Source organism: Corallococcus sp. AB018 (assembly GCF_003986945.1).
Lineage (GTDB): Bacteria > Myxococcota > Myxococcia > Myxococcales > Myxococcaceae > Corallococcus > Corallococcus exiguus.
The window spans coordinates 1-25,421 of sequence record NZ_RAWR01000045.1; the positions used below are offsets into that span (position 1 = coordinate 1).

The 25,421-nt window shown below is 69.7% G+C and carries 21 protein-coding genes and 1 pseudogene; 11 read left to right on the top strand and 11 right to left on the bottom strand.

Annotation, left to right across the window (positions count from 1 at the left end; translation table 11 throughout):
- The coding region (locus D7Y11_RS12060) for a hypothetical protein (protein WP_148139200.1) at positions 1-602 on the bottom strand (602 nt) is incomplete at its 3' end.
- Positions 589-1,245, bottom strand: coding sequence for a response regulator transcription factor (locus tag D7Y11_RS12065; RefSeq protein ID WP_121751874.1), 657 nt, complete (start codon positions 1,243-1,245; stop codon positions 589-591). The genes D7Y11_RS12060 and D7Y11_RS12065, both read right to left, overlap by 14 nt.
- Before the next feature lie 145 nt (positions 1,246-1,390).
- Between D7Y11_RS12065 and D7Y11_RS12070 the strand changes: the two genes are divergently transcribed.
- Genes D7Y11_RS12070 through D7Y11_RS12080 form a run of 3 tightly spaced genes read left to right on the top strand, consistent with a single transcriptional unit; the run spans position 1,391 to position 6,971 of the window.
- Positions 1,391-2,707 carry a TolC family protein gene (locus D7Y11_RS12070; RefSeq protein WP_158624294.1) on the top strand — a complete coding sequence of 439 codons (1,317 nt, stop codon included), beginning with the start codon at positions 1,391-1,393 and terminating at the stop codon, positions 2,705-2,707.
- Positions 2,700-3,875: an efflux RND transporter periplasmic adaptor subunit gene (locus D7Y11_RS12075; protein WP_158641929.1), complete on the top strand. Its 1,176-nt coding sequence runs from the start codon at positions 2,700-2,702 to the stop codon at positions 3,873-3,875. Before D7Y11_RS12070 ends, D7Y11_RS12075 begins: the two co-directional genes overlap by 8 nt.
- A gap of 18 nt (positions 3,876-3,893) precedes the next feature.
- On the top strand, positions 3,894-6,971 hold the full coding sequence (locus D7Y11_RS12080) for an efflux RND transporter permease subunit (protein ID WP_126933764.1): 3,078 nt from the start codon (positions 3,894-3,896) through the stop codon (positions 6,969-6,971).
- Here D7Y11_RS12080 and D7Y11_RS12085 read toward each other — a convergent pair.
- Together D7Y11_RS12085 and D7Y11_RS12090 are read right to left on the bottom strand one after the other, a co-directional pair.
- Positions 6,955-9,372: a TonB-dependent receptor gene (locus D7Y11_RS12085; protein ID WP_126933765.1), complete on the bottom strand. Its 2,418-nt coding sequence runs from the start codon at positions 9,370-9,372 to the stop codon at positions 6,955-6,957. The two genes, D7Y11_RS12080 and D7Y11_RS12085, sit on opposite strands and share 17 nt — an antisense overlap.
- A gap of 118 nt (positions 9,373-9,490) precedes the next feature.
- A complete protein-coding gene (locus D7Y11_RS12090; protein ID WP_169821149.1) occupies positions 9,491-11,002 on the bottom strand; it encodes a hypothetical protein in 1,512 nt (503 codons plus the stop codon).
- Between the two features lie 224 nt (positions 11,003-11,226).
- Here D7Y11_RS12090 and D7Y11_RS12095 point away from each other — a divergent pair, with 224 nt between their 5' ends.
- Both D7Y11_RS12095 and D7Y11_RS12100 read left to right on the top strand, forming a co-directional pair.
- Positions 11,227-12,453: an imelysin family protein gene (locus D7Y11_RS12095; RefSeq protein WP_126933766.1), complete on the top strand. Its 1,227-nt coding sequence runs from the start codon at positions 11,227-11,229 to the stop codon at positions 12,451-12,453.
- The gene (locus D7Y11_RS12100; RefSeq protein WP_126933767.1) at positions 12,446-13,885 is read left to right on the top strand and encodes an HTTM domain-containing protein; all 1,440 of its coding nucleotides are present in this window, start codon (positions 12,446-12,448) and stop codon (positions 13,883-13,885) included. The genes D7Y11_RS12095 and D7Y11_RS12100 overlap by 8 nt, the downstream gene beginning before the upstream one ends.
- A 9-nt stretch (positions 13,886-13,894) precedes the next feature.
- On the opposite strand, the gene D7Y11_RS12105 is transcribed toward D7Y11_RS12100, so the two are convergent.
- Entirely contained in the window at positions 13,895-14,311 is a 417-nt protein-coding gene (locus tag D7Y11_RS12105; RefSeq protein WP_120575235.1) for an EamA family transporter, read from the bottom strand.
- 128 nt (positions 14,312-14,439) lie between these two features.
- Positions 14,440-16,434, bottom strand: coding sequence for a S8 family serine peptidase (locus D7Y11_RS12110; RefSeq protein WP_120575236.1), 1,995 nt, complete (start codon positions 16,432-16,434; stop codon positions 14,440-14,442).
- A gap of 149 nt (positions 16,435-16,583) precedes the next feature.
- Here D7Y11_RS12110 and D7Y11_RS12115 point away from each other — a divergent pair, with 149 nt between their 5' ends.
- The 5 genes from D7Y11_RS12115 to D7Y11_RS12135 all read left to right on the top strand — a co-directional run bounded on the left by D7Y11_RS12115 (position 16,584) and on the right by D7Y11_RS12135 (position 20,682).
- Positions 16,584-17,003 carry a MarR family transcriptional regulator gene (locus D7Y11_RS12115; protein WP_126933768.1) on the top strand — a complete coding sequence of 140 codons (420 nt, stop codon included), beginning with the start codon at positions 16,584-16,586 and terminating at the stop codon, positions 17,001-17,003.
- A gap of 59 nt (positions 17,004-17,062) precedes the next feature.
- On the top strand, positions 17,063-17,446 hold the full coding sequence (locus D7Y11_RS12120) for a hypothetical protein (RefSeq protein WP_126933769.1): 384 nt from the start codon (positions 17,063-17,065) through the stop codon (positions 17,444-17,446).
- 68 nt (positions 17,447-17,514) lie between these two features.
- Positions 17,515-18,123, top strand: a complete 609-nt coding sequence (locus D7Y11_RS12125) for a TetR/AcrR family transcriptional regulator (protein WP_158641930.1) — start codon at positions 17,515-17,517, stop codon at positions 18,121-18,123.
- Entirely contained in the window at positions 18,120-18,965 is an 846-nt protein-coding gene (locus tag D7Y11_RS12130) for an alpha/beta fold hydrolase (RefSeq protein WP_120575240.1), read from the top strand. Before D7Y11_RS12125 ends, D7Y11_RS12130 begins: the two co-directional genes overlap by 4 nt.
- Before the next feature lie 37 nt (positions 18,966-19,002).
- Positions 19,003-20,682, top strand: a complete 1,680-nt coding sequence (locus D7Y11_RS12135) for a hypothetical protein (protein WP_121752620.1) — start codon at positions 19,003-19,005, stop codon at positions 20,680-20,682.
- Positions 20,683-20,712: 30 nt separating this feature from the next.
- Here D7Y11_RS12135 and D7Y11_RS12140 read toward each other — a convergent pair whose 3' ends face one another.
- The 4 genes and pseudogenes from D7Y11_RS12140 to D7Y11_RS45330 all read right to left on the bottom strand — a co-directional run.
- Positions 20,713-21,108 (bottom strand): SRPBCC family protein, encoded by a 396-nt coding sequence (locus D7Y11_RS12140; protein WP_120575242.1) that lies wholly within the window; start codon positions 21,106-21,108, stop codon positions 20,713-20,715.
- 63 nt (positions 21,109-21,171) lie between these two features.
- Entirely contained in the window at positions 21,172-21,531 is a 360-nt protein-coding gene (locus D7Y11_RS12145) for a VOC family protein (RefSeq protein ID WP_120575243.1), read from the bottom strand.
- Positions 21,532-21,558: 27 nt separating this feature from the next.
- Positions 21,559-22,401, bottom strand: coding sequence for a helix-turn-helix domain-containing protein (locus D7Y11_RS12150; RefSeq protein WP_121752618.1), 843 nt, complete (start codon positions 22,399-22,401; stop codon positions 21,559-21,561).
- A gap of 248 nt (positions 22,402-22,649) precedes the next feature.
- Positions 22,650-23,105: pseudogene (locus D7Y11_RS45330) on the bottom strand (DUF2917 domain-containing protein); the annotation flags it as partial.
- Between D7Y11_RS45330 and D7Y11_RS12160 the strand changes: the two are divergent.
- Positions 23,088-24,539: a PLP-dependent aminotransferase family protein gene (locus tag D7Y11_RS12160; RefSeq protein WP_120575245.1), complete on the top strand. Its 1,452-nt coding sequence runs from the start codon at positions 23,088-23,090 to the stop codon at positions 24,537-24,539. The pseudogene D7Y11_RS45330 and the gene D7Y11_RS12160 overlap by 18 nt on opposite strands.
- On the opposite strand, the gene tam is transcribed toward D7Y11_RS12160, so the two are convergent.
- Entirely contained in the window at positions 24,520-25,290 is a 771-nt protein-coding gene (tam, locus tag D7Y11_RS12165) for a trans-aconitate 2-methyltransferase (RefSeq protein ID WP_121752628.1), read from the bottom strand. The genes D7Y11_RS12160 and tam overlap by 20 nt on opposite strands.
- Positions 25,291-25,421 lie beyond the last annotated feature (131 nt).

Sequence of the window (25,421 nt, forward strand, 5' to 3'; positions counted from 1 at the left end):
GCATGGAGGGGGGCGGGGAGGGGACCGCCGGGCTCGATGCGTGAGAGCGCCTCGCTCAGCTCCGTGAGGGGCCGGGCCGCCCAGCGCGCCACGCGCCGGCTCACCCCCAGGCTCAGCAGGGCCGCGCAGCCCGCGGCGATCAACGCGGCCAGCGGGAGGGAGAGCCGCAAGAGGGGGATGCTTTCCAGCCGCTCCATGGCCACTGCCAGATGCCCGTGGCCCCTCACACCGCAAAGCCGCACACCCGAGTTGCCCGGGAGTGGGGACCAATCACAGCCGTCATGGATGGGAATGCCGGTTGCGCCGCCCAGCCATTCGTTTTCGGAGAACAGGGCGATGTGGATGCCAAAGGCAGCCAGTTCCTTCTGCTCGTCATGGGCCGCGGCCGCTGCTTCCGCGGCTCCCATCCCGGCGGACTCCTCCACCAGGTCCACCGCTGCGTCCCGCAGGCGCCGGTCCTCGCCCGCGAGCAGCAGACGATAGGCAATCAGCCCGGTGGCTCCAGCCGTGAGCGCGCTGCTGGCCAGGGTGACCACCAGCATGGCGCGCGTCAGCCTGCGCACCATCGAATCCCTGGGGTGACCGGTGTCAGCCGCTTCCAAGGCCATACCCCTCGCCGCGCAGCGTGCGCACCACGTCCTCGCCCAGCTTGCGGCGGATTCGCCCGACCAGGACCTCCAGGCTGCTCGCGGCCCCGCTGGTGACCTCGCCCCAGACGGACTCCAGCAGCGCGTCCCGGCCCACGACGCGGTCTCCGTGTGCGGCCAGCATCTCCAGGATGGCCCACTCCCGCGCGGTGACGGACACGGTGCTGCCAGCGCGGAGCGCCTCCCTCCGGCCGAAGTCGAGCACCACGTCACCCAACTGGACGCGGACGGTGCTGGCCCGCTCCCGTCGCCGTCCCAGTGCGCGCACCCGCGCCCGCAGCTCCGCGATGGCGAAGGGCTTGCCCAGGAAGTCGTCCGCGCCCGCGTCCAGCCCCTCCACCCGCTCGGCCACGCGGTTGTGGGCGGTGAGGATGAGGATGGGTGTCTGGACGCCGTCCTCGCGCAGCTCGCGGCAGAGCGAGAGCCCGGATCCGTCCGGCAGCCCGATGTCGAGCACGATGACGTCCACCGCGTCCATGAGCGCCTGCCGCGCCTGCTCCACGTCGCCGGCCTGCCGGACGACATGGCCGTCGCGCTCCAGCGCCTGGGAGACGAGGGCGCGCAGCTCCTGATGATCATCGACGACGAGGACTCGCATGGCGGGCTTTCGAGTCGGAGCTATACCACTGGCGGGAAGGCTCCGGCCGTGGGCTCCCGGCGCCGTTCAGCCGCCGTTCAACCGGTGCTGGCAGGGTCGCCGCATGCCTTCCCGGTGCAGGCCCCGAAGACCCGACGCTCGCCTGATGCTGCTCGCGTGGCTGCTGTTGGCCACGGCCTGTGCCACCTCGCCCTACGACCGGGCGTGGGTGTCCTCGGAGCTCGCGGCGCGTGCCGCCCCCCTGGGCCCCGGCGCGGACGGGAACCCCTCCCTCCCGCCAGGGCTCACGGACGCGGCGACCCTTGAGGAAGGCACGGCCGTCGCCGTCGCCCTCTGGAACAGCGCCGCGCTCCAGGCGGACATGGCCCAGCTCGGCATCTCGAGGGCCGACCTGGCCGAGGCGGGAGCGCTGCCCAATCCCACGTTCTCCCTGCTGCTGCCCGTGGGCCCCCGGACGATCGAGTCCTCGCTGCTCCTCCCGCTCTTCGCCCTCTGGCAGCGACCGGCCCGTGTCGCCGCCGCGAAGGCGCAGGTGGAGCAGGTCGCTCGCGGGCTCGTGCAGAACGGCCTGGATGTCGCCCGGGATGTCCGTGTCGCGCACGCGGACTGGGTGCTCGCGGAAGGGCGGCGCGGAGCATTGGAGGAGCTCGCGGGCCTGTGGTCGCGGACGCTGGAGCTGGCAGAGGCGCGCCTGGCCGCGGGGGACGCCAGCCGCGTGGAGGTGGATGCTCTGCGCGCGGAGAAGCTGCTGGCGGAGGACGCCTCCCGGCGCGCGCGCACGGAGGTGCTGCTGGTCCGGGAGCGGCTGCGGCTCCTGATGGGCGTGGTGCAGAGCCCGCTGTTCGCGCAGGCCCTTCCGAAGGAATCCCCCCGCGAGTCCCGCACCCTGCGTCCGCTGCCTGAACTCATGGAGCTGGCGCAGGCCGCCCGGCCGGACGTGCTCGCCACGGAGCTGGGCATCCAGATGGCGGGGAGCCGGCTGGGCTGGGAGAAGGCGCGCATCGTCAACCTGCTCGCGCGGCTGGACGTGAAGCCGTCGACGTCCGCGAACGGCTCGCCGCAGGCGCTGTGGGTGCCGGGCGCGCAGCTGGACGTTCCCATCTTCAACTGGAACCCCGGGGGCATTGGACGCGCGGAGGCGGAGCTGATGCGCGCTTCCGCCCGCTATGTGCTCTTGCGGCAGCAGGTCGCGAACGAGGTCCTCGTGGCCCGTGAGCGCGTGCTCCAGGCGTCCAGCTCACTCGCGGCATTCCAGGCGGACATCCTCCCGGCGCTGACGGCCGCGAGCGACGGCGCGCGGAAGTCCTTCGACGCCGGGGATGCGCCGTACGTGTTGGTGCTGGATGCCCTGCGCCGGTTGGCCGACGCGAGGCTCCGCACCCTTGAACTCGAAGCGGACCTGCGCCGCGCGCTCGCTCAGCTGGACCGGGGGCTGGGCAAACAGGGAGTGGCTCATGAATAGGCTTGTCCGGCTGATGGCCGTCGCCGGTTTCGTCGCCCCGTCGTTCGCCTGCCAGGAGAAGAAGCCCGCGGCGCCACCGCCCGCCGCGGTGGTGAACTCCCACGTGACGGAGGCTTCGCTCGCGACGGTGACGCTCCAGCCCCAGGCGGAGGCGCGGCTGGACCTGCACGTCCAGCCGGTGGAGAAGCGCAGCGCGGAGCGGCGGCGGATGCTGGGCGGCGAGGTCGTCGTCCCGTCTGGCAATGCGCTGGTGGTGACCGCGCCCGTGGCGGGCGGCGTCGTGGCGGAGGGCGGCACCGCGCTGCGTCCCGGGGCCACGGTGAAGCGGGGCGACGTGCTGTTGCGGCTGGTGCCGCTCGCCACCGTGGACCGGGACCTGCTTGCCCAGGCGCGCAGGGCGGCGGACGTGGCCCGTGCCCGCGACGAGGTCTCGGCGGAACGGCTCGCCCGCGCGGAGCGGGTGCTCGCGGATGGCGCGGGCACGGCGCGCGCCGTGGAGGAGGCCCGGGCCGAGCGCGCCGTCGCCGGGGCGGAGCTGGCGGCCGCGCGCACGCGGCTGGAGCTGGTGAGCCGCTCACCGCTGGAGTCGGACGTCAGCATGCGCATCCTCGCGCCGCGCGACGGCGTCCTGCGCCAGGTGTCGGTCGCGCCCGGGCAGACCGTTACGGCGGGAGCGCCTCTCTTCGAGGTCGTGGGCGTCACCGCGAACTGGGTGCGCGTGCCCCTCTTCGTCGACGAGGTCCACCGCGTGAAGCCGGACGCGCCCGTGCGCGTGCACGCGCTGCTGTCCGGCCAGGACGAGGGCGTGGAGGCGCTGCCGGTGATGGGGCCGCCCAGCGCGGATCCGGTCTCCGCCACGGTGGACCGCTTCTATGAACTGCCCGCGTCCGCGCGCTTCGCGCCGGGCCAGCGCGTCGGGGTGTCGCTGCGCTTCGACGCGGGAGAAGAGCTCCTCGCCGTGCCCACGTCCGCCGTCGTCTACGACGCGCTGGGCGGAGCCTGGGTCTACGTGAGGGAGGCGGAGCACGTCTACGCCCGCGGCCGCGTGGACGTCGTGCGCCAGGAGGGCACGGACCTGCTGCTCGGACGGGGTCCCCGCGAGGGCACCCCCGTGGTGACGGTGGGCGCGGCGGAACTGTTCGGCACGGAGTTCGGGGCGGGCCACTGAGGAAGACCTGATTCCAACATGCACAAGCTCATCTCCGCCTGCCTCCACTTCCGGATCATCCCCATCGCCGCGGCTGTCCTGCTGCTCATCCTCGGCTACGCGAGCCTTCGCGGCATGCCGCTGGATGTCTTCCCCGAGTTCGCTCCACCGCTGGTGGAAATCCAGACAGAGGTCCCCGGCCTCTCCAGCCTGGAGGTGGAGAAGCTGATCACCACGCCCCTGGAGAACGGCCTCGCGGGCGTCCCCGCGCTGAAGACGCTGCGCTCCAAGTCCGTGCTGGGCCTGTCCTCCGTGGTGCTCATCTTCGAGCGGGGCTCGGACCTGTTCCGGGCGCGGCAGTTGGTGCAGGAGCGGCTGGCTCGCATCGCAACCACGCTGCCCTCGGTGGCGCGCCCGCCGGTGATGCTCTCCCCTGTGTCGGCGACGAGCCGCGTCCTCAAGGTCGGCCTGCGCTCCGACACGTTGGACCGGATGGCGCTGTCGGACGTGGCGCGGTGGACCCTCCGCCCCCGCTTGATGGGCATCCCGGGCGTGGCGAACGTCGCCATCTGGGGACAGCGGGATCGCCAGTTCCAGGTGAAGGTGGATCCGGAACGGCTGCGCGCCGCGAACGTCACCCTGGATGACGTCCTGCGCGTCGCGCGCGATGCGAGCCTTCCGTCCTCGGGAGGTTTCATCGACACGCCCAATCAGCGACTGGCGGTCAGCCTGCCGGGCTCCACCACGCTGGCCGCGCTGGAGGACGTGCCCGTGGCCTTCCGCAACGGAGCCTCCATCCGGCTTGCGGACGTGGCCACGGTGCAGGAGGGACATCCACCGCCCATCGGCGAGGGCATCGTCGACGACACGGCCGGCATCCTCCTCATCATCGAGAAGCAGCCCTGGGGCAACACGCTGGAGGTCACCGAGCAGGTGGAGGCCGCGCTCGAACAGATGCGTCCGGCGCTCCAGGGCGTCACCGTGGTGCCGGGCATCTTCCGTCCGGCGACCTTCATCGAGACCGCGTTGGGCAACCTCCGGCACGCCGTGCTGGTGGGCTGCGTGATGGTCATCATCGTCCTCTTCGCCTTCCTCCAGGACGTGCGCACGGCGGCCATCAGCCTGGTGGCGATTCCGCTGTCCCTGGTGGGCGCCATCGTCGCGCTGCGGCTGGTGGGGGCCACCCTGGACACCATGGTGCTCGCCGGGCTGGTGCTGGCGCTGGGCGAGGTGGTGGACGACGCCATCATCGACGTGGAGAACGTGCAGCGGCGCCTGGCGGAGAACCGGGCGCTGGGCCATCCGCGCTCCGCCTTCCAGGTGGTGCTCGACGCGTCGCTGGAGGTCCGCAGCGCCGTCGTCTACGCGACCATCATCGTCGTCCTCGTCTTCCTGCCGGTGTTCCTGCTGGAGGGCGTGAGCGGCGCCTTCTTCCGTCCGCTCGCGGTGGCGTACGTGCTGGCGGTGGGCGCCTCCATGGCGGTCGCGCTCACGCTGACCCCGGTGCTGTGCCTGCTGTTCCTGACGGGGAAGGGCGAGGAGCACACGCCGCGGCTGGGCGGATGGCTGCGCGAGCGCATCCACCCGCTCGTCGCCTGGATGATGGACCGGCCCCGGGTGGCGGTACGAAGCGTCATCGCCGTGCTGCTGGGAGGCGGCATCCTCGCGGCGATGCTGGGCGAGGGCTTCCTGCCGCACTTCCAGGAGTCCGACTTCCTCATGCACTGGGTGGCCAAGCCGGGGACGTCCGGAGACGCGGTCCTCCGCACGGCGCTGCGGGCCAGCGAGGAGCTGCGGGCCATCCCGGGCGTCCGCCACTTCGGCGCGCACATCGGCCGAGCCGAAGTGGCCGACGAGGTGGTGGGCCCCAACTTCGCGGAGCTGTGGATCAGCCTGGACGCCGTCGACGACTACCCGGCCACCGTGCAGCGCATCCACGACGTGGTGGAGGGCTACCCCGGCCTCTACCGCGACGTGCAGACGTATCTCCAGGAGCGCATCAAGGAGGTGCTCAGCGGCGCCAGCGGCTCCATCGTGGTGCGCGCCTCGGGGCCCGACCTGGACGTGCTGCGCTCGAAGGCGCGCGACATCGAGGCGAAGCTGCGAGGCATCCCCGGCGTGGTGAACCTCAAGGTGGAGCCGCAGGTGCTGGTGCCCCAGGTCCAGCTGCGGTTGGATCCGGAGGCGGGGCGCCGGCTGGGACTCACTCCGGGAGACGTGCAGCGCGCGGTGTCCACGCTGCTGCAAGGCACCAAGGTGGGAGAGGTCTACCGCGACGAGCGCACCCTGGACGTCGTCGTGTGGGGCGAGGACTCCGTGCGCCAGGACGTGGCCGCGGTGCAGGCGCTGCGCCTGCGGGCTCCCTCGGGCATGCCCTACCGGCTGGGCGACGTGGCGCGGGTGGAGCTCGTGTCCGTTCCCAACATCATCCAGCACGAGGGCGCTTCACGCCGGCTGGACATCACCTGCGACGCCCAGGGGCGGGCGCTGGGCGCGGTGGTCACCGACATCCGGGCCGCGCTCTCCGGCCTGGACTGGCCCACTGGCCACCACGCGGAGGTCCTGGGCGAGTACGCGGAGCGCGAGGGTGCGCGCACGCGGCTGTTGGGCTTCTCCATGCTCGCGGTGCTGGGCATCGCCCTGGTGCTCTACCTGGACTTCCAGTCGGGCCGGCTCGTGGCCTTCACCCTGGGGACGCTGCCCTTCGCGCTGGTGGGCGGAGTGGTGGGCGTGCTGCTCACCGGCGGGGTCGTCTCGCTGGGCTCACTCGTGGGGTTCGTCACCGTGCTGGGCGTCGCCGCGCGCAACGGCATCCTCCTGGTGAGCCACTACCGCCACCTGGAGGCCAGCGAGGGCGTCCCGTTCGGCCGCGAGCTCGTCCTGCGCGGGACGCTGGAGCGGCTCCAGCCCATGGCGATGACGACGCTGACGACGGCCCTGGCGCTCGTCCCGCTGGTGGTGGGAGGCCTGAAGCCCGGGCAGGAGATTGAACACCCCATGGCCGTCGTCATCCTCGGAGGGCTGTTCTCCTCCGCCGTGCTCAACGTGCTGCTCGTCCCCTCCCTGTATCTGCGCTTCGGGAGGGGAGCCGCCACCCGCGTTAGAGCTGAACCTTGAAGCCGCCAATGAGCATGCGGGGCGCGTTGGGGCGCGCGCCGTACGGACGACGGCCGACGATGACCGCCTCGTCCAAGAGGTTGCGGCCGCTCACGTAGAGCTGCCCCCAGCGGGTGATGTTCCAGTTGGCGTTCACGTCGAACGTCAGCAGGGCTCCCGTCTTCAGGCCCTCGGGGATTTCGCCCTGGCCCGCCTGCTCGCGCATGCTGCTCAGGAAGGTGGAGCTGATGAAGGCCCCCCAGCGCGCGCCCTCCACGCCAATGGAGGCGAAGAGCTGGTGGTTGGGCACGTACGGCAGCTCGTCTCCCGCCACCACGTTGCCGAACTGCGGATCCGCCGAACGGAAGTCGTTGAGCAGCTTCGTGCGCGTGAACGTGTACGCCACCGTCAGCGGGAAGGTGATGCCGCCGCCCGGACGGAAGGTCTTCTCCGCGTAGGCCTCCAGGCCGTAGATGTTCGCCTCGCCCGCGTCCACCTGGCGGTCCAGGTTGTCGTTGAAGCAGCCGTTGGAGAAGGTGCAGACGTCGGTGAGGTTGGAGTAGTCGTTGAAGAAGCCCACCACCTCGAAGCGCTCACTGCGCCGCGACCAGCGCGCGCCGGCCTCGTAGTTGATGCTCTTCTCCGGGCCCACGGCCTGGGGCTGGCCCGGCGCGGGCGGGGAGAAGCCCCGGTAGGCGCCGGCGAACAGGCCCAGCGCGGGGTTGAGCGCGCCGTACACGCCCACGCCCGGCATCAGCGCCTCCAGTGACCCGTTCTGGGTGGTGACCGCCAGCCTGTCCACGGACTTGGAACGGATGACCTCCAGCCGCACGCCCGGCGTCACCACCAGGGGCCCCCAGGCGATGGCGTCCGTCGCGTGCAGCGCGAGCGCGTGCGTGGAGTCCTTGTTGTCGGCGGTGACCTCCGTGGCGCCGCCCTCGGCGACCAGCTCGCCGGACACCATGCGGAAGCCGTCCTGGGTGTGGCGCCGGTCGATGCTGTCGAAGTGGTAGCGCACGCCGAACTCGACGTTGTGCGACAGCGCGCCCGTCCGCGCCGACCAGCGGGCGACGCTCTGGAGGCCCTGGTTCACGAAGACGCGGTAGTTGGGCCCGATGAGGATGGTCTCTCCCGGCGTGGACGAGTCCTGCTCGCCGGTGAGCACGCTGTAGTAGATGGCGTTGCGCGCGCTGGTGGGGTCCGCGAGCACGTCGGAGATGCTGATGCCGCGGAAGCCGTTCACCTTGCGCCAGCTGCGGTCCAGGTCCTGGCGGTACAGCGACGTCGTCACCGTGATGTCGCGCCCCTCCAGCACGTGGCTGAGCACCGCCTGGGTGCGGTGCCACCGCATGTGGTCGAACTGGCTGGCCTTGTAGCGGCGCAGCGGGTTCGCCGCGAAGTCCGCGTCCGACAGGCCCAGGTACGTCTCGTTGGAGCCCTCGTCGGAGTAGCCCAGCTTGAGCTGGAGCGTCTGGCGCAGGTCGCCGTCCGGCACCAGCCGGTAGCGCGCCTTGGCCATCCACTCGTTGCGGTGGAAGCCGGTGGTGGCGTCGCTGTTGTCCAGGTCCTTGAATCCGCTGCTGCGCAGGTGGATGCCTTCGATGAGGAAGCCCGCGCGCTCGGTGCTGGCGCCGAAGAAGCCGTGCGCCTTGCCGTAGAGGTACTGCCCGCCCGCGACGTCCAGGCCGAACGACTCCTGCGCGGGGATGTCCCGGGTGATGAGGTCCACGGAGCCGCCCACCGTCTGCGGGCCCTGCTGCACGGAGGACGGGCCCTTGAGCACGCGCACCGACTGCATGCGGGTCATCAGGGGGAAGTAGTACGCGGCGGGCGCGGAGTACGGCGCCGGCCCGAAGAGGATGCCGTCCTCCAGCAGGGTGACCTTCTTGCTGCGGTCCGGGTTGACGCCGCGCAGGCCCAGGTTGGGCCGCAGGCCGAAGCCGTCCTCGCCACGGCCGTACACGCCCGGCACGGACTGGAGGATGGCCTGGGGGTCGTCCAGCTCGTAGCGCTGGAGCTTCTCCGGATTGAGGATGTGGATGGAGCCGCTCGTCTTCGCCTCGGACGTGCCCACCACGACGCTCTCGAAGCGGCGATTGTCCACGGGCGGCGTCCCGTCGAGGGGCGCATCGGCCGGAACAGTTCCCGCCACGGCGGGCTCCGGCGGCGCGGGCTCCGACTGCACGGGCTCTGACGGCGCGGGCTCGGTGACGGGGGCGGAGACGGACGGCTCACCGGCGGCGGCCGGAGCGGGCTCTTCGGTGGGCGGCGGGGCAGGGGGCTCGGACGCGGCCGGCGGAGGTGCCAGCGGAGCCTCGGCCGGAGCCCGCGGAGACTCTGGTGGGGGCGGCGGCGTCTGGGCCGGGGCCGACGAGGAGACAACGAAGGAAACGACGGCGACTGCCCAGGTCGGTGCACCCATGAGGACGAAGACTCCCGGAGGAACGTGCGAAGAGGTGCGGCGGTCGATCATGCCAGCGGGGGAGTGGAACCTCCCCGCCGGCCCGGAAGACCGCCGCCGACCGCGACTGCGTGAACGCCTACTCCTGCGCCTCGGCGGCGCCCGCGATGACGATCTTCCCGTCGGCCTGCACGGCGATGGCGCGAGCGGCCTCGTCCAGCTTGCCGGCGATGACGTTCACCGTGACGATGCCACCCGTGCCGAAGGTGGTGTCGCGCGTGCCGTCCAGGTTGAAGCGCGCGACGGCGAAGCGGTTGTCACCGCCCTCGGTGACGAAGCCCGCCGCGTACACCTTGTTGTCCGGGCCGAACGTCACGCCCCAGAAGCGGTCGTTCTCCGTCTCGGAGAAGGGCACCGCGCCCACGAACTCCGTGCCCGTCGTCATGTTGCGGATGAGCAGGATGGCGTCGTCGTCCTGGCTGCCACCGGCGCGGTAGCCCGCGGCGGCCACGTACTCCTCGTCCCCCACGTCCTTCTTCTCCACGTCGAAGAAGGCCTCGTCCGGACGGTCGAAGGAGTAGAGCTTGTAGCCCTCGGTGAAGCCGTCCACTGTCGCCGGCTGGCCGTTCGCCGTCAGCACCACCGCCAGGGCATCGATCTGGCTGGGGCCCCGGGTCGCGCTGCCCACCATGAACACGCGGTCGTCCTTCAGTGCCACCGCGTCACGGCCGCGGTCGTTGTCGCCGGCCAGGTCCAGGATAAACGCGCCGTTCACGCCGAACGTGGTGTCCAGCGCGCCCGTCGCGGTGTAGCGGAACGAGATGAGGTCCACCTTGTCGCCGGACACGCCCGCCGCGCGGCCGTAGCCGGTGGTGATGTAGTCGCCCGTGGACAGCTGCACCGCGGCGTAGGCCTCGGAGATGCCCCACTCCTTGGTCGGGTCGTTCGTGGCGAACGGCGCCGAGTTCAGCACGCCCTTGGAGCCGAAGGTGTTGTCCACCGTGCCCGTGTCGTTCAGGCGCAGCATCACAATGCGATTGGCGGACTGCGCGCCCACGCCCGAGGGCTGCGACAGGTAGCCGGCGGACATGATCTTCCCGTCCGCCTGCACCAGACCGTGGCGGGCGGAGTCACCCAGACCGCCGATGTCCAGCGCGTAGAAGCCCTTCTTCGCGTTCGCGGCCGGGGACGCGTTGAAGGTCTCGTCCAGCGCGCCGTTGGTGGTGATGCGGGCGACCACGCGGTCGGTGTCCGTGCGCGTGCCTTCCGCCTTCTTGGTGGCGAACACCACCAGCCGGTCCTGCGCGTCGCGGCTGACGCTCCACATGGCGTCGCGCACCGTGCCGGCGCCCGTGCCCAGGCTCACGCGCGAGATGCCGTTCGAGGCATAGCTGGTGTCCACCGAGCCATTGGTGTTCAGCCGCACGAACGCCAGGTCCGTGTCCGGCGTGACCGTGCCGGCGTCCGTGCCCGCGTCGGTGTTGGTGCCCGCGTCGGTGTTGGTGCCCGCGTCGGTGTTGGTGCCCGCGTCCGGCGTCGGAGTGGGCTCTTCGTCATCACCACACCCACCCATGTAGGTCGCGGTCAGGCCCAGAACCAGCATGCTGGGCAGCAGCTTCGTGATGCTCCGGTGCTTCCTCTGATTAGTCATTTTCGACCCTCGGGTAGGGGATGAGTGAAATATGAGAGGGATTCTCATTTTGGCTGGCCGTAAATGAGAGGCGTCTCATTTGTGGCGGCGAATCTGAGAACGATTCTCATTTTCATGCGCGTTTCGGGGCGGTGAGTAGACTGCGAGTCCTTCGAAGTCAAGACGACATCCCGGTTTCGATAATAATTGTCATTCGCAACTTTGATTTGATACTCGCGGATCCCATGACTGTCTTCAAAGCCCGTCCTGATGCGCCCTCCCGGCTGGGAGTGAGGGCCCTGGCATTCACCGCGGTGCTGTGTGTGGCGTGCAGCGACAACAAGCCCAAGCCGGTGGAGCCTGGCCCCGGGGACGGCGGCACGGACGTGCGCGCGCAGCTGCTGAGCGCCGCGGGCGAGTGCATCCTGGGGACGGCGCGGGAGTTCCTGCCCAAGGCCACGGCGCTCCAGACCGCGACGGCGGCGTTGCGGGACGCGCCGGACGCGGCGGCGCGGACGGCGGCGCGCACGGCGTTCCACGAGGCGATGGACGTCTGGCAGGTGATGGAGCCCATGCAGGTGGGGCCCGCGGCGCCGCGCAGCAGCCCGGGCGGCGCGGAGATCCGCGACAACATCCACTCGTTCCCGCTCTACAACCGGTGCTCCATCGAGGAGCAGCTCGTGTCCAAGGGCTACGAGTCGGCCAGCTTCTCCTCCAGCCTGGTGACGCGGCGCGGGTTCCTGGCGCTGGAGTACCTGCTCTTCTACGAGGGCGCGGAGACGGCTTGTGGGCCCAACTCCGTCATCGTGGCGCAGGGGACGTGGGCGGCGCTGTCCGCGGACGACCGGGCGGCGCGCAAGCGGGCCTACGCGGCGGTGGTGGCGGCGGACGTGCACAAGCACGCGCAGGCGCTGGTGACCGCGTGGGCGCCGGAGGGCGGCAACTTCCTGAAGACGCTGGCGACGGCGGGCTCCGGCAACGCGGTGTTCCCCTCGACGCAGGTGGCGCTCAACGCGATGAGCGACGCGCTCTTCTACGTGGAGCGCGAGGGCAAGGACCAGAAGCTGGCGCGGCCGCTGGCGCTGCGCGACTGCTCGTCGTCCATCTGCCCGGAGCTGCTGGAGTCGCAGTTCGCGGGCCGCTCGAAGCAGAACCTGCGTCAGAACCTGGTGGGCTTCCGCCGCCTCATGGACGGCTGCGGCCCGGACTTCACGGGCACGGGCTTCGACGACGTGCTGGCGGCGGTGGGCGCGGAAGGCGTGGCCACGCGGATGCGCCAGGAGGTGGTGGAGGCCGACGCGGCGCTGGTCGCGGTGGAAGAAGCAGACCTCGCTCAGGCGCTGGTGCAGGACAAGCCGTCGGTGATGACGGTCTACAACGATTTCAAGGGCATCACGGACACGCTCAAGACGGACTTCATCACCACGCTGGACCTGGAGCCGCCCGCGGGCCTCGAGGGAGACAATGACTGACGTGGCTGGCTGCGGGAGCAGGCCGCTGGCACGGGTGTGGGCGTGGGCGTGGCTGCTGGCGCCCCGGGACATCGCCGCGCTGGCGGCGTTCCGGGTGGCGCTGGGGCTGCTCATCACCGTATCGGCAGTGCGCTTCCTGGCCTACGGCTGGGTGGGCGTGTTGTTCGCGCAGCCCCGCTTCCGCTTCACCTACTGGGGGTTCGGCTGGGTGCCGGTCCTCCCGGGTGACTGGATGCCCGCGCTCTTCATGGTGATGGGCGTGCTGGGCGCGCTGTTGATGGTGGGGTTGTTCTACCGGGTGACGGTGGTGCTGCTGTTCGGGGTGTTCGCCTACGTGCAGTTGCTCGACGTGACGAACTACCTCAACCACTACTACCTGGTGAGCCTGCTGCTGGGGCTGATGTGCTTCGTGCCCGCGCACCGGGCCTTCTCCGTGGACGCGTGGCGCAAGCCGGCGCTGCGGCGGGACTGGCTGCCGGCGTGGTGCACGGTGCTGCTGCGCTTCCAGGTGTCCGTCGTCTACGTGTTCGCGGGGCTGGCGAAGGTCACCACGGACTGGCTGGTGCACGCGCAGCCTCTGAACATCTGGCTGGCCGCCCGCACGGGGCTGCCGTGGGTGGGGCCGCTCCTGGAACAGCGCTGGATGGCGTACGCGGCGGCCTGGGGCGGGATGCTGTTCGACACCACCATCGTGCTGTTCCTCATGTGGCGCCGCACGCGGCCGTTCGCGTACGTCGTGGTGCTGGGCTTCCACGCGGTGACGTTCGTGCTGTTCCCCATCGGGATGTTCCCCTTCATCATGGTGACGGCGGCGCTGGTGTTCTTCGACCCGTCGTGGCCGCGCGTGCTCGCGGCCCGGGTGCGGCGCCTTCCTTTGGCCGTGCGTCCTTCCGGGGTGGGCGAAGGCGCGACCCTGGTGGTGCCGGGTTGGAAGGGCCGCCTGGCGCTGGGAGCGGCGTTGACCTACGCGGTCCTCCAGGTGGCGCTGCCGCTGCGCACGCACGCGTATGGCGGCAACGTGCTCTGGCACGAGCAGGGGATGCGCTTCTCGTGGCGGGTGATGACGCGGGAGAAGAACGGCAGCGCGACGTTCCTGGTGCGTGACAGCGTCACCGGCCGGGAGTGGCACGTTCCGCCCAGCCAGTACCTCACGCGGTTGCAGGAGCGGGAGATGGCGGTGCAGCCGGACCTCATCCTGCAACTGGCCCACAGGATTGCCCGGGACTTCGAGGCGAACACGCACCACCCCATGGAGGTCCGGGCCGACGTGCGGGTGTCCCTGAACGGCCGGATGTCGGAGCCGCTGGTGGATCCGCACGTGGACCTGGCGAAGGAGGAGGACAGCCTGGGACCCAAGGCGTGGATCCTCCCCGCGCCGGAAGGCCCCCCGGTGCACCTGCGCCCCTCGCGGCGAAGCGCCCCCGGTGCCTGAGGCTGGCCGTCAGCCCAGCGTCAACAGCGCGCCGCAGACCATCAGCCCCACGCCCACGACGAGCTTCCACGACATGGGCTCGCCCAGCAGGCCCCACGCCAGGACGAGCGTGAGGGCCAGGCTGAGCTTGTCGATGGGAGCCACCCGCGAGGCGGGAGCGAGCTGGAGCGCCCGGAAGTAGGCCAGCCACGACAGGCCCGTGGCCACGCCGGAGAGCGCGAGGAAGAGGAGCGTGCGGCGGCTGAGGGTGGGAAGGGCGGCGCCTTCTCCCCGGGCCAGCGCGATGGTCCAGGCGAAGACGAGCACCACCACGGTGCGCAGGGCGGTGGCGAGCGTGGAAGGCACGCCCTCCACACCCACCTTCCCAAGAATGGCGGTCAGCGCGGCGAAACCCGCGGAAGCCAGAGCGTAGATCCACCACGTCATGTGCGTGACTCCCAGGGCGGTCGCATGGCCCTGACACCGAGCGTCCGCCGGCACCTGACACCGAAAAGAGAAGCCCAGCAACCCGGTGGGGTTGCTGGGCCTCTGGACATCGACTTCCCGCTGACGGACTACCGGACGACGGTCAGGGCCGTGTCATCGATGAAGAAGCTCGTCTGCAGCGACGAGTCCTCCGTGCCGTTGAAGTAGATGCGGACGGTCTGGCCCTTGTACGCGTCCAGGCTGAACGTCCGCTGAACGTAGGCCGTGCCCTTGTCCAGGTTGCTGTACGTGGCCAGCGTCGCCAGCACCGTGCCCGCGCTGTTGCGGACCTGGACGGCCAGCTTGTCGTAGGCCGTGGTGGTCGTCGTCTCCGCCGTGGTGATGCGCGCCCAGAAGGTGAACGTGGCGCTGCACGCCGTGGCGGGGATGGTGACGTCCTGGTAGGCGAACTCGGTACGCGTGCTGCCGTAGCCGTTCATGTAGGCCTTGTACGTGCCAGTGCGCGGCGCGCTGCCGGACGTGGTGCCGTCGATGACGCCGGACGAGGTGGTCCAGCCCGTGTTGCCGCTCTCGAAGCCCGCGTTGGCGAGGAGTTGCTCGGTGATGGAGCAGCTGCCCGTGCCGTTGTTCACCGTCACGGACACCGTGGCGGACGTGCCCACGTTGTTCGCCGCGTCATACGCCTTCGTGGTCAGCGCGTAGGTGCCGTTGGCCACCGTCGCCGTGTTCCACGAGAAGCTATACGGCGAGGCCGTCGCCGTGCCCAGCAGCGTGGTGCCCGCGAAGAACTCCACGCGAGACACGCCCACGTTGTCGGTGGCGCTGGCGCTCAGGCTCGCGGTGCCGCTCAGCGTGGCGCCGCCCGCGGGCGAGGTGATGGACGTGGTGGGCGGGGTGGTGTCGCTGCCGCCGCCGCCGGTGATGAAGAGCGTGTACAGCAGCTTGTTGGGCGAGCCGGTCCCCGGGCTGGTGACCTTGTTCGGCGTGGAGTTGTTCACCAGCGCGTCGCGCACCTGCGCGGGCGTCGCGGTGGGGTTCGCGCTCAGGTAGAGCGCCGCGGCGCCAGCCACGTGCGGCGACGCCATGGACGTGCCGCTCATGGACGTGCTGGACGAGTTGCCGGAGTTGGACGCCGAGGTGATGCTCGAGCCCGGCGCGAAGATGTCCACGCACGTCCCGTAGTTGGAGAACGACGAGCGGGCGTCCGTGCTGGTGGTGGAGCCCACGGTGATGGCGTTGGGCGTACGGGCCGGCGAGTAGTTGCAGGCGTTGGCGCTGTCGTTGCCGGCGGCGACCACCGTGGTGACGCCCGCGGCGATCAGCCGCTCCGTCGCGTCGTCGATGGCCTGGATGCCCACATCGCCCAGGCTCATGTTGGCGACCGCGGGCTTGACGTGGTTGGCCGCCACCCAGTCGATACCGCCGATGACCTGCGCGTCGTTGCCGTAGCCCGTGCAGTCCAGCACGCGCACGCCGTGGAGGGTGACCTTCTTCGCCACGCCCCAGGTCGTGCCGCCCACCGTGCCCGACACGTGCGTGCCGTGGCCATGGCAGTCGGAGGGGTCGCTGTCGTTGTCGATGAAGTCGTAGCCGTTGCCGATGCGGCCGGTGAACTCGGTGTGGGTCTGCCGGATGCCGGTGTCGATGACGTACGCGTGCACGCCGGTGCCGTCGACGTTGTACGTGTAGGAGCTGTTGCGCGGCAGGTCCCGCTGGTCGATGCGGTCGATGCCCCAGGTCGCGCCGGTCTGCGTCGCGGACACGTGGATGAGGCCGTTCTCCTGCACGTACGCCACGCGCGGGTCGGACAGGAGGCGGCGGGCCTCGGCCTCGCTCATGTTCGCCAGGAAGCCGTGGATGGAGTGCTCATAGGTCCGCAGCACCCGGCCGCTGGTGAGGGACACCATCTCCCGGGCGATGTTCGCCGCTCCCTGCTGCCGGACCTCCTGCGTCGAATCGCGCAGGACCACGATGTACTCGTTCGGGATGGCCCGCTCGCGGCGGATCATCTGCGCCGTCTGACCGATCTGCTCGCTGTCGGACTCCGGGCCCTCCGGCATCGGGCCGCACGCCGCGGCCAGAAGGGAGATGGCGCTCACCGCCTGGGTCAGTTTCAGTTTCATTCGGCCTCTCAGGGAACGTGCGGGCACCGGGACGGAAGCCCTCGCACAAGCAGTGAAATTATATTTTCGTGAATAAACGGTCAATCCCGTGGTGCCCCGCATGGGAGCACAAGCTGACACACTGTCAGCCGGACGGAGGTGGATGAACGGTGGCTGCATCGAAGTCGATGGTGGGATTGACCGCGGGGCTCCTGGTGGGTGGGCACAAGGCGGCCAGGCTGTTGGAGGCCGAGCTGGAAGCCACCGGTCTCAGCGCCGGTGAAGCGGTCCTGTTGTCCGTGCTGGCGTCTGGCGCCATGACGATGACCGGTGTCATGTCCGCGCTGCACATCGGCGCGTCCACGGCGACCAGCCTGGTGTCGCGGTTGGAGAAGCACGGCTACGTGCGGCGCTCCCGCAACCCCGAGGATGGACGCTCCCTGCTGGTCGCGATCACCGACGCAGGAGCTGTTCAGTGCGAGGCGGCGGAGGAGGCCTTCACGAAGGTCGACGCGAAGCTCGTGGAAGCGGGCCGTGACGCTGTCCGGGGACACACCGCGCTGATGAAGCGGCTCTCTGGCCTCCCCTGAATCTTTCGTCTACTACGAAATAGTAGTACGTTTTCGTAGTAGATGGAGGAGGCATGGCCATGGATGACGACGTGTTTCTTGAAGGATTCTCACGGGGGGAGCTGAGCGGGTTCGCCCATCTCGACCATGTGCGGGTGGTCTACCTCTACACGCTCAGGGCGGGGCGTGATGCGGCCGTCGAACTCACCCGCGCGGGTCTGCGGGCGCTGACGGGCCGACTCGGAGTTCCGGAGAAGTACCACGAGACCATGACGGTCGCGTGGGTCCAGCTCGTCAGTGCGCGGGCGGCGGCGGGGCCAGGGCGCGACTTCACGGCGTTCGTCAATGACAACCCACGATTCCAGCGCAAGGACCTCCTCGAGGACTACTACTCCCGAGAGGTCCTCTTCGGCGCCGAGGCGCGGACCCGGTTCGTCGAGCCGGACCTGATGCCCCTGGCGTAGGTGGGCGGGGCGGCGTGCCTGCCTGAAGTTCTTTACATTGAGCGAACGTTCACTCAATGATGCGGGGCATGCCTCGTACGGCTGACGCCAATGCAGTCCTCCGGGAGAAGACGCGGGAGCGCGTGCTCCAGGCCGCGGTGCGGCTCTTCTCCCGTCACGGCTTCGACGGGAGCAGTGTCCGCGCGCTCGCGCAGGAGGCGGACATCGCCGTGGGGCTGCTCTATTCGCACTTCGAGTCGAAGGAGGCGGTGCTCGCGGCGCTGATGCAGTCGTCGATGCTGGACGTCGCGCACACGTTGGAGGCTGCGGACCGCGAACCCTCCGCGCGGGGTTTCGTCACGGTCCTGCTCACGTCCGCAGTGGAGATGATGGACGCGCACCGGGACCTCTGGCGGCTGAGCCATGGCCTGCGCCACCAGCCGGAGGTGTTGGCGCGGCTGAAGCTGCCGCTGGAGCACTTCCTGGGTGCCACGCACCAGCGGCTGTCGCAGGCATTGGCGGCGCGCGGGGTGCCCGAGCCTGGCATTGAAGCGCGGGTGCTCTTCGCCATGGTGGAAGGCATTTCCCAACAGTACTTGCAGCATGAAGGCGGCTACCCCGCCGCCGAGGTGATTCGTGCCGCGGCCCGAAGGTGGCCCGCGACTCCCTCACGCAAGCGAAAGGCAGACAGCACATGAAGCGGCTGAAGGTCCCAGGCGGTGAGATGGCGTGGCATGAGGAAGGGCAGGGCACGCCGGTGGTGCTGGTGCACGGGACGCCGTCGTCCTCGCGTGAGTGGCGGGACGTGGCCCGGCGTCTCTCTCCGTCGTACCGCGTGCTCGCGCCTGAGCACCTGGGTTTCGGTGACAGCGAAAGGCCCGGGGACTGGCGCACGTATTCACTGCCCTGGCATGTGGAGAACCTGCGCGCGTGGTTCGACCAGATGTCCCTGGGGCCGTTCCACCTGGTGGTGCATGACTTCGGGGGGCCCATCGCGCTGCCGCTTGCCATCGCTGCGCCGGAGCGGGTGCTGAGCCTCACCGTGGTGCAGAGCTGGTTGTGGGACCTGAAGGGCCCCAACGTGGACAACGCGCTGATGCGGTGGCTCTACCTGTCCTGGAACTTCTCCGCGCGGACGCTGGTGAAGATGTCCTGGGGGCGCCGCACGAAGCTGACGCGGGAGTTGCACCAGTCCTTCCTGTCGCAGTTCCCGGACCGGGCGTCCCGGATGGGCACCTGGGGCTTCGCGCGCTCCATCTCCCATGAAGGCCCGTGGATGGACGAACAGGGGCCGGGCCTGGGCCGGCTCGCGGACATTCCGGCGCTGGTCGTCTGGGGCAAGGCGGACAAGCTCGTGAAGCCCGAGCACCTGTCGCGGTGGAAGCAGGCGCTGCCCCGGGCACGGGTGCTGGAGCTGGAGGACGTGGGCCACTTCCCGCAACTCGAAGCGCCTGACGCGGTGGGTGCCGCGCTCATGGAGCAACTGGCCCGTGTGGGTCAGCCCCGCTCCATTGACTCTATGTCGCCAGCGCCCGTTTGATTCTCGACGTTCGCTGCTGCTCCCCAGGAGTCACCCCGTGCCTCATCCCAATGCCCAGACGGCCCTGGACATGCTGGAGTACTGCCGCTTCGCCTACAAGGCGTACGCCCAGGGCTGTGTCTACCCGATGGATCCGTTCTACGAGTCCCACGGGGCCGGGATGTGGCAGGGCGCGAGAGACCGGGTCCTGGCGCAGGTGCACAGGCTGCTCGGCAGCGAAGCGGACAGCCACAAGTTCGACCCCATCGAATACGACCTGAGGACTCCGCCGAACCCCCATAACGGGGTCGTGTACCGGGGCGGCACGGGAGACGCTCCGTACATCCTGTTCCAACCCCGGGACCTGGACCGCTCCATCTCCTTCTCGAAGGGCGTGGACCTGGAAGGGGAGGACATCACCATCAAGGTCCCGGACCTCTTCGGGCAGAGGACGCTGCTGGGCCTGGAGCACTCCGGTGCGACCGGTACGAAGCGGTGCTGCTACTTCCAGGGCAAGACGGGGATGACGCAGACGCACCCGAAGGCCGGCTGGGCCAGCTGGATGGGCGCCGCCATCTACGACCCCGACCTCGAGCGGCTGACGGTGGTCTTTCGCGGCAGCCGGAGCGGGAGCGGCGGACGCGCGCTGGGGCAGGCGCTGGTCAGCAGCGCGGGGAGCCCGGACTGGGTCACCGACATGAATCACCTGAAGGAGGTGAAGGTCGGCCGGTTCAGCAACGCGAAGCTGTCCGCCGGCTTCTGGTACGCCTACGAGAGCTGTCAGGAGTCCCTGGCGGCGGCCTGCCTGGAGGCGATGCACGGCCGTGTTCCCCGGGAGATCATCTTCACCGGCCACAGCCTGGGCGGCGCGCTCGCGCAGTGCGCGTATCTGGACCTGGCGGGCGGCGAGCTCCTGGAGAAGGTCTACGCGAAGATAAAGAGCCGGGTGAGCGTCTGCTGCTACGCCATCTCCGCGCCGCCCGTCGTGCTGGGGGAGTCGTCGAAGGAGAAGCTGGAGCTGCACATCGGCGGGCCCGCGCAGGTGTTCCACCACTTCTCGCCGTACGACGCCGTGCACAACAGCAAGAAGGTGAAGACCTCCGGGGTGACGGCCCTGAACTCGGTCGTGGGCGTGTTCACGCATCCGCTCACGTCACCGGTCCACCTGGGCGAGGAGATTCCCCTGAAGGATTGCACACTGTCCTTCCCGGACGCGCATGAGCCCGAGGAGGTGCGCAAGGGGCTCGTCGGGCTCATCCGGAAGGAGAGCAGGATGGGGCTGCCCGCGGATCTGGGCTTCTGGCCCACGTTCTCCTTCAACCCCACCGGCACCTGGGGAGCGTCGGTGCGGCCGGGTGGAGATTGGGCCGCGGATGCGCTCGCGGAGCATCTGAAGGTCGCGCTCGTCACCAGTGTCTCGGAGTCGCGGGCGCGGGTGCGCGCGCAGCTCTGGGCGGACGTGGTGAAGGGCAGCGGGAAGAAGAAAGGCGACTACGAGGTCGTGGACGACACGGATGGGGCCTCGTTCGACGCCTTCGCCGATGCGTGTGGCCTGGTGGCGGAGTTGAGCAATCCCTTCACGGACAACCGCTCACAGAACAAGACGCAGCTGCGGGCCCTGCGCAACGAGATGATCAAGTACTACCAGGGGGCCTCGGGCCACAAGGCCTCCTCCAGTGTCTACTTCGTCATGCTTCAGTACCTGACCGCCGCGCAGTACGGGCTCGACATCGTCTGACTCGGGAGCCGGACCTGCCGGGCGGCTGTTCTACGCGCCTCCGTCCAGTGCCTTCTTCATCGCGACCAGGCCTTCGTCGATCATCGGTCCGACGATGGCGCTCGCCTCGTGAGGAAGGAAATCGGCGGTCCAGACGACCCGGCTCCCCGTGCCCTCCGCGTGGACCTGGACCGCTCCGTTGTAGTGGGTCATCGGTCCGCCTTCCGCGCCCCAGACGAGACGCCGTCCCTCGTCATCGACCGTCACGATGGGCTCCCTGACCACCATCCCGTTGCCGAAGGTGACCACGCGGCCTCCTGGCTCAAGACGTGTGTCGACAACGAAGCCAGGAACCAGTCGCGTGTGAAGCGCGCCAATGTCGCGGATTGCATCCCATACCCACTCGGGCGTGGCGCTCGTCGTGATGTCCTTGCGAATTGAAGCCATGGTGTGTGTGCTCGTGTTGTGTTGGCGCCAGGGTTGAATGCGTGTGCATGCGGCTGGAGGCTTCTACGTGAGGCAAACGGCCTCGACGTTGTTCCCATCCGGGTCGATGAGGAACGCGGCGTAGTAGTTGTCCGCGTAGTCCGCGCGAATGCCCGGCGCGCCATGGTCGCTCCCGCCCGCCGTGATGCCCGCTGCGTGGAACCGGTCCACGGCGGCGCGCTCGCTGGCCCGGAAGGCGACATGTCCGGTGCTCCGGGCGTCGCTCGCGGGATAGAGCCACAGCGCTGGCTGACCCTTGGGGCCGAAGCCCGCGCTCGTCGCGTCCTGGTGGCAGAGCACGTAGCCCAGGGGGGCGAGCACCGACTGGTAGAACTGGATGCCGCGGGGGAGATCCTTCACACGTAGACCGATGTGGTCGAACACGAATGCCTCCTGAAGTGAGACTCACTTCTAGGAGTTGGCCGCCATCTTCTCTTGGAGAATCTTGCGGTCCCCGCGCGATGCCTTCCGGAACGCGCGTGGTGAAACGCCCGCCGCGCGGCCGAACGTGCGCACGAAGTTCGACAGGTCCCCGAAGCCCACGTCGTACGCGATGCGAGCGATGGGGGCATCCGTCGCGAGCAGGCGCGCCGCCTGACGAAGGCGCATGCGCACCAGGTATTGGTGCGGCGTGACGCCCAGCACTCCGCGGAAGACGCGGAGGAAGTGGAACGGGCTCAAGCCGACCTTCGCCGCGAGCTCCTCGAGCGTCAGCGGCTCCTCCGCCTGTGCATCGAGGAGGAGCGCGGCCTCGACGGCCCTCCGACGATCCCGCGCATGCATCCTCAAGGGTGTCTCGCGTTTCCCGGAGACGGTGCCCACGAAGCGCGCCGCGAACGCGAGCGCCACCTCATCCAGGCCCAGGTTCGTCCTTCCCTCGGCCGTCTGCTGCGCGAGCTCACCGAGCATCACCAGGGAGGGGACCGGGGGCAGGGCGCCGACGCGCCACACGTCCAGGGAGGCTCCGAGCGAATCCACGAGCGCGTCGGAGAGCTGGAACGACAGGCACTCATCGCCCGCGAGATGGTGCTCGTGGGTGCAGTGGAAGGCGTCTCCCGCGTACCCGACGAGCGTTGCTCCGGCCACGAGCTCATGCTCCGCGCCGCGGGAGTGGTAGCCAAAGCTCCCCCACCGGACGTACGACACCGAGAAGGCCCCATGCCGCTCCTCGAACTGGCGTTCGCCCGGCTTCGCGTCGCACCGGCAGTCCACGACGGAGAGGGAGCGCGAACGGTGCAGGACGGTGGTGCGCATCCGCGCTGGCTAGCAGGAGGGGGACAAGAAGACTTGGAGAATCTTGCTCAGCGCACTCCGCATCTCAGAATGCGGGGATGACCGCGCCGCTGTAGGTGGCGTCGATGTAGCGGCGCACCTCGTCGGATTGGAGCGCCTTCGCGAGTGCTGTCAACCCAGGGCTTGGGCGACGGCGTTCCCGCTTCCCGCGCCGAACCTGCCCGGCAGTCGGACAAGTTGAAGCGTGACGCGCGCAGGGCCTGCACCACCACGTGCCCCGCGTGTACCTCCAACGTGTCGCCCGCGCCGAGCACATGGTCGTGCGGGTCGCCTTCGAACGTGAGCCACACCTGTCCCTCTTCGCAGACGAGCTTGCGGGACGGGCCGCGCAGGCGCCTGCTCCACAGGCTGCCTTCCGGCAGGCTCACCCGCTCCTGGCAGGAGTCGGATGCCGGGCCTCCTCGCAGACGCAGGGCCAGCGAGCGCAGCCAGGGGGGATTCAGCAACGTGAAAGGGTCCACCATCTCGGTCCTCCGTGATGGACCCACCATGCGTCCGGAGGCTCGACCAGAACAGATGCAGGAAATGTGAATTGTGACCGGTACAGTTCCAGGACGGAGAACTGTGCTGGTCACGGCGCCGCGAAGCTGTATCTGGGCAGTGGGAGCGCCGGGCGCTATCCGTTGAGGACCGAAGGAGGACCCTGCATGGGCGCACGTGCGCATTCACTGAAGCTCTACGAGCGCGTGGCGGAGCGGCTGAAGGACGCCATCGCCGCGGGCACGCTCCGCCCTGGTGAGCGGCTGCCCTCCGTGCGGCAACTGAGCGCCCGTGAGCGGGTGAGCGTCTCCACCGTGCTCCAGGCCTACCTGCATCTGGAGTCCCAGGGGCTCATCGAGACGCGGCCCCAGTCCGGCCACTACGTGCGCGAACGGGAGCGGCTGCGCCTCGCCGAGCCTCCGGTGTCCCGGCCGCCCGCTTCCGCGACGCCTGTCACCGTCAGCGACCTGGTGTCGCATCTGTACCGGTCGTCACGCGAACCGCGCGTCGTGCAACTGGGCACCGCGTGGCCGGCGCCGGAGCTGCTTCCGACCCGGCGCCTGTCCCGGGAGCTGGGATTGCTCGCGCGGGAGCGGCAGGCAGAGGGCGTGATGTACGACGTGCCTCCCGGTTCGAAGCTGCTGCGACAGCAGTTGGCGAAACGCTCGCTGGAGTGGGGCTGCGCGCTGGGCGCCGATGACTTCGTCACCACCAGCGGTGCCTCCGAAGCGGTGCACCTGTGTCTCGTCGCGGCCGCGCGCAAGGGCGACACCATCGCCATCGAGTCCCCCGCCTACTACGGCACGCTGCTCGCCATCGAGTCGCTGGGCCTCAAGGCCCTGGAGATTTCCTGCCACCCACGCCATGGCATGGAGCTGGACGCACTGGAGTCCGCGCTGGAGCGGCGGCGCGTGGCCGCGGTGCTGGTGGTCCCCAGCTTCAGCAACCCGGTGGGCAGCTGCATGCCGGAAGCACACCGGCGCCGGCTGGTGGACCTGGTGACCGCGCACGACGTGCCGCTCATCGAAGACGACATCTACGGCGACCTGCACTTCGGTCCGGAGCGTCCCCGTCCCTGCAAGGCCTTCGATACGCGCGGGCAGGTGCTGCTGTGCGGTTCGTTCTCCAAGACGATCGCCCCGGGCTTCCGCGTGGGCTACGTGGCCCCGGGCCGGTTCCGGGAGCGCGTGGAACTGCTCAAGTTCGCGCACACCGTGGCGTCGCCACTGCTGACCCAGGAGGCGGTCGCGCGCTTCCTGGAGAACGGCGGCTATGACAGACACCTGCGCGCCCTGCGCCGCAACCTGGCGTCGCAGGTGGAGCACGTGGCCCGCGCCGTCGCCGAGCATTTTCCCCCAGGCACGCGCGTGGCCCTGCCCTCGGGAGGGCTGCTGCTCTGGGTGCAGTTGCCTCCTTCGGTGGATGCCCACGTGCTCAACGCGCGAGCCCTGGAGACGGGCATCAGCATCGCGCCCGGCTCCATCTTCTCCGCGCGGCCGGACTCCTACCGGAACTTCATCCGGCTGAGCTGTGGCCAACCCTGGACGCCGCGCATCGAAGCCGCTGTCGCCACGCTGGGGAGCATCGCCTGCGGACTTGCTAGCGCGTCGCGACGATGAACAGCCGGGGGAAGGGCAGCAGGACCGTCCCGTCGGGCAGGGTCGGGTAGGCCCGTTCAATCCCTTCCTGATATCGGCCAAGGAAGTCGGTCTTCTCCTCCGCGTCGAGCGGGTCGAGGAAGGGCCGGAGTCCTGAGCCCTTGAACCACTCCACCACCGCGCCAGCGCCTCCGGTCAGCGGGTGGAAGTAGGTCGTGCGCCAGACGTCCACCGTGGCTCCGGCGTCGCGCAGCGTGCGGAAGTACCAGTCGGCATCGTGGCGCTCCGTCCGGGCGCTCGAGGCTCCCTTCAGCGTGTCCGCCCAGGGACCCGCGCTGGCGGTCTCCCGCATCAACCGGTGGGACGGCTCGTCCAGGTTGTCCGGCATCTGCACGGCGAGGCTTCCACCCGGCGCCAGCTTATGGAGGAGCGCCGGCATCAGGGTGGCGTGGTCCGGCACCCACTGCAGCACCGCATTCGCCAGGATGACGTCGTAGGGGCCCGGGTCGCTCCAGGTCGCGACGTCTCCCAGGTCGAACCGCACGTCCGGCAGGCGTTTGCGCGCCGCGGCGAGCATGTCCGGGGAGCTGTCCATTCCGGTGACGGCGGCCTTGGAGAAGCGGGTGCGCAGCAGCTCCGTGGAGTTGCCGGGGCCGCAGCCGATGTCCGCCGCGCGCTTCACGTCGGCCGTGGGAACCCGCGCGAGCAGGTCTTGGATGGGGCGGTTCCGTTCGTCCTCGAATCGCGTGTACTGCGCCGCTGACCAATCCATGGGCATCCCCTTTTTTGGGGAACCTACCGCGTCATGGCGGTGTCATGGGCTGGCCATGTCTTGGCGGGCATGAGCTCGCCACTCGCGGATGGGTTAGCGTTCAATCATGCGCATTTATCGTGTTTCCGCTG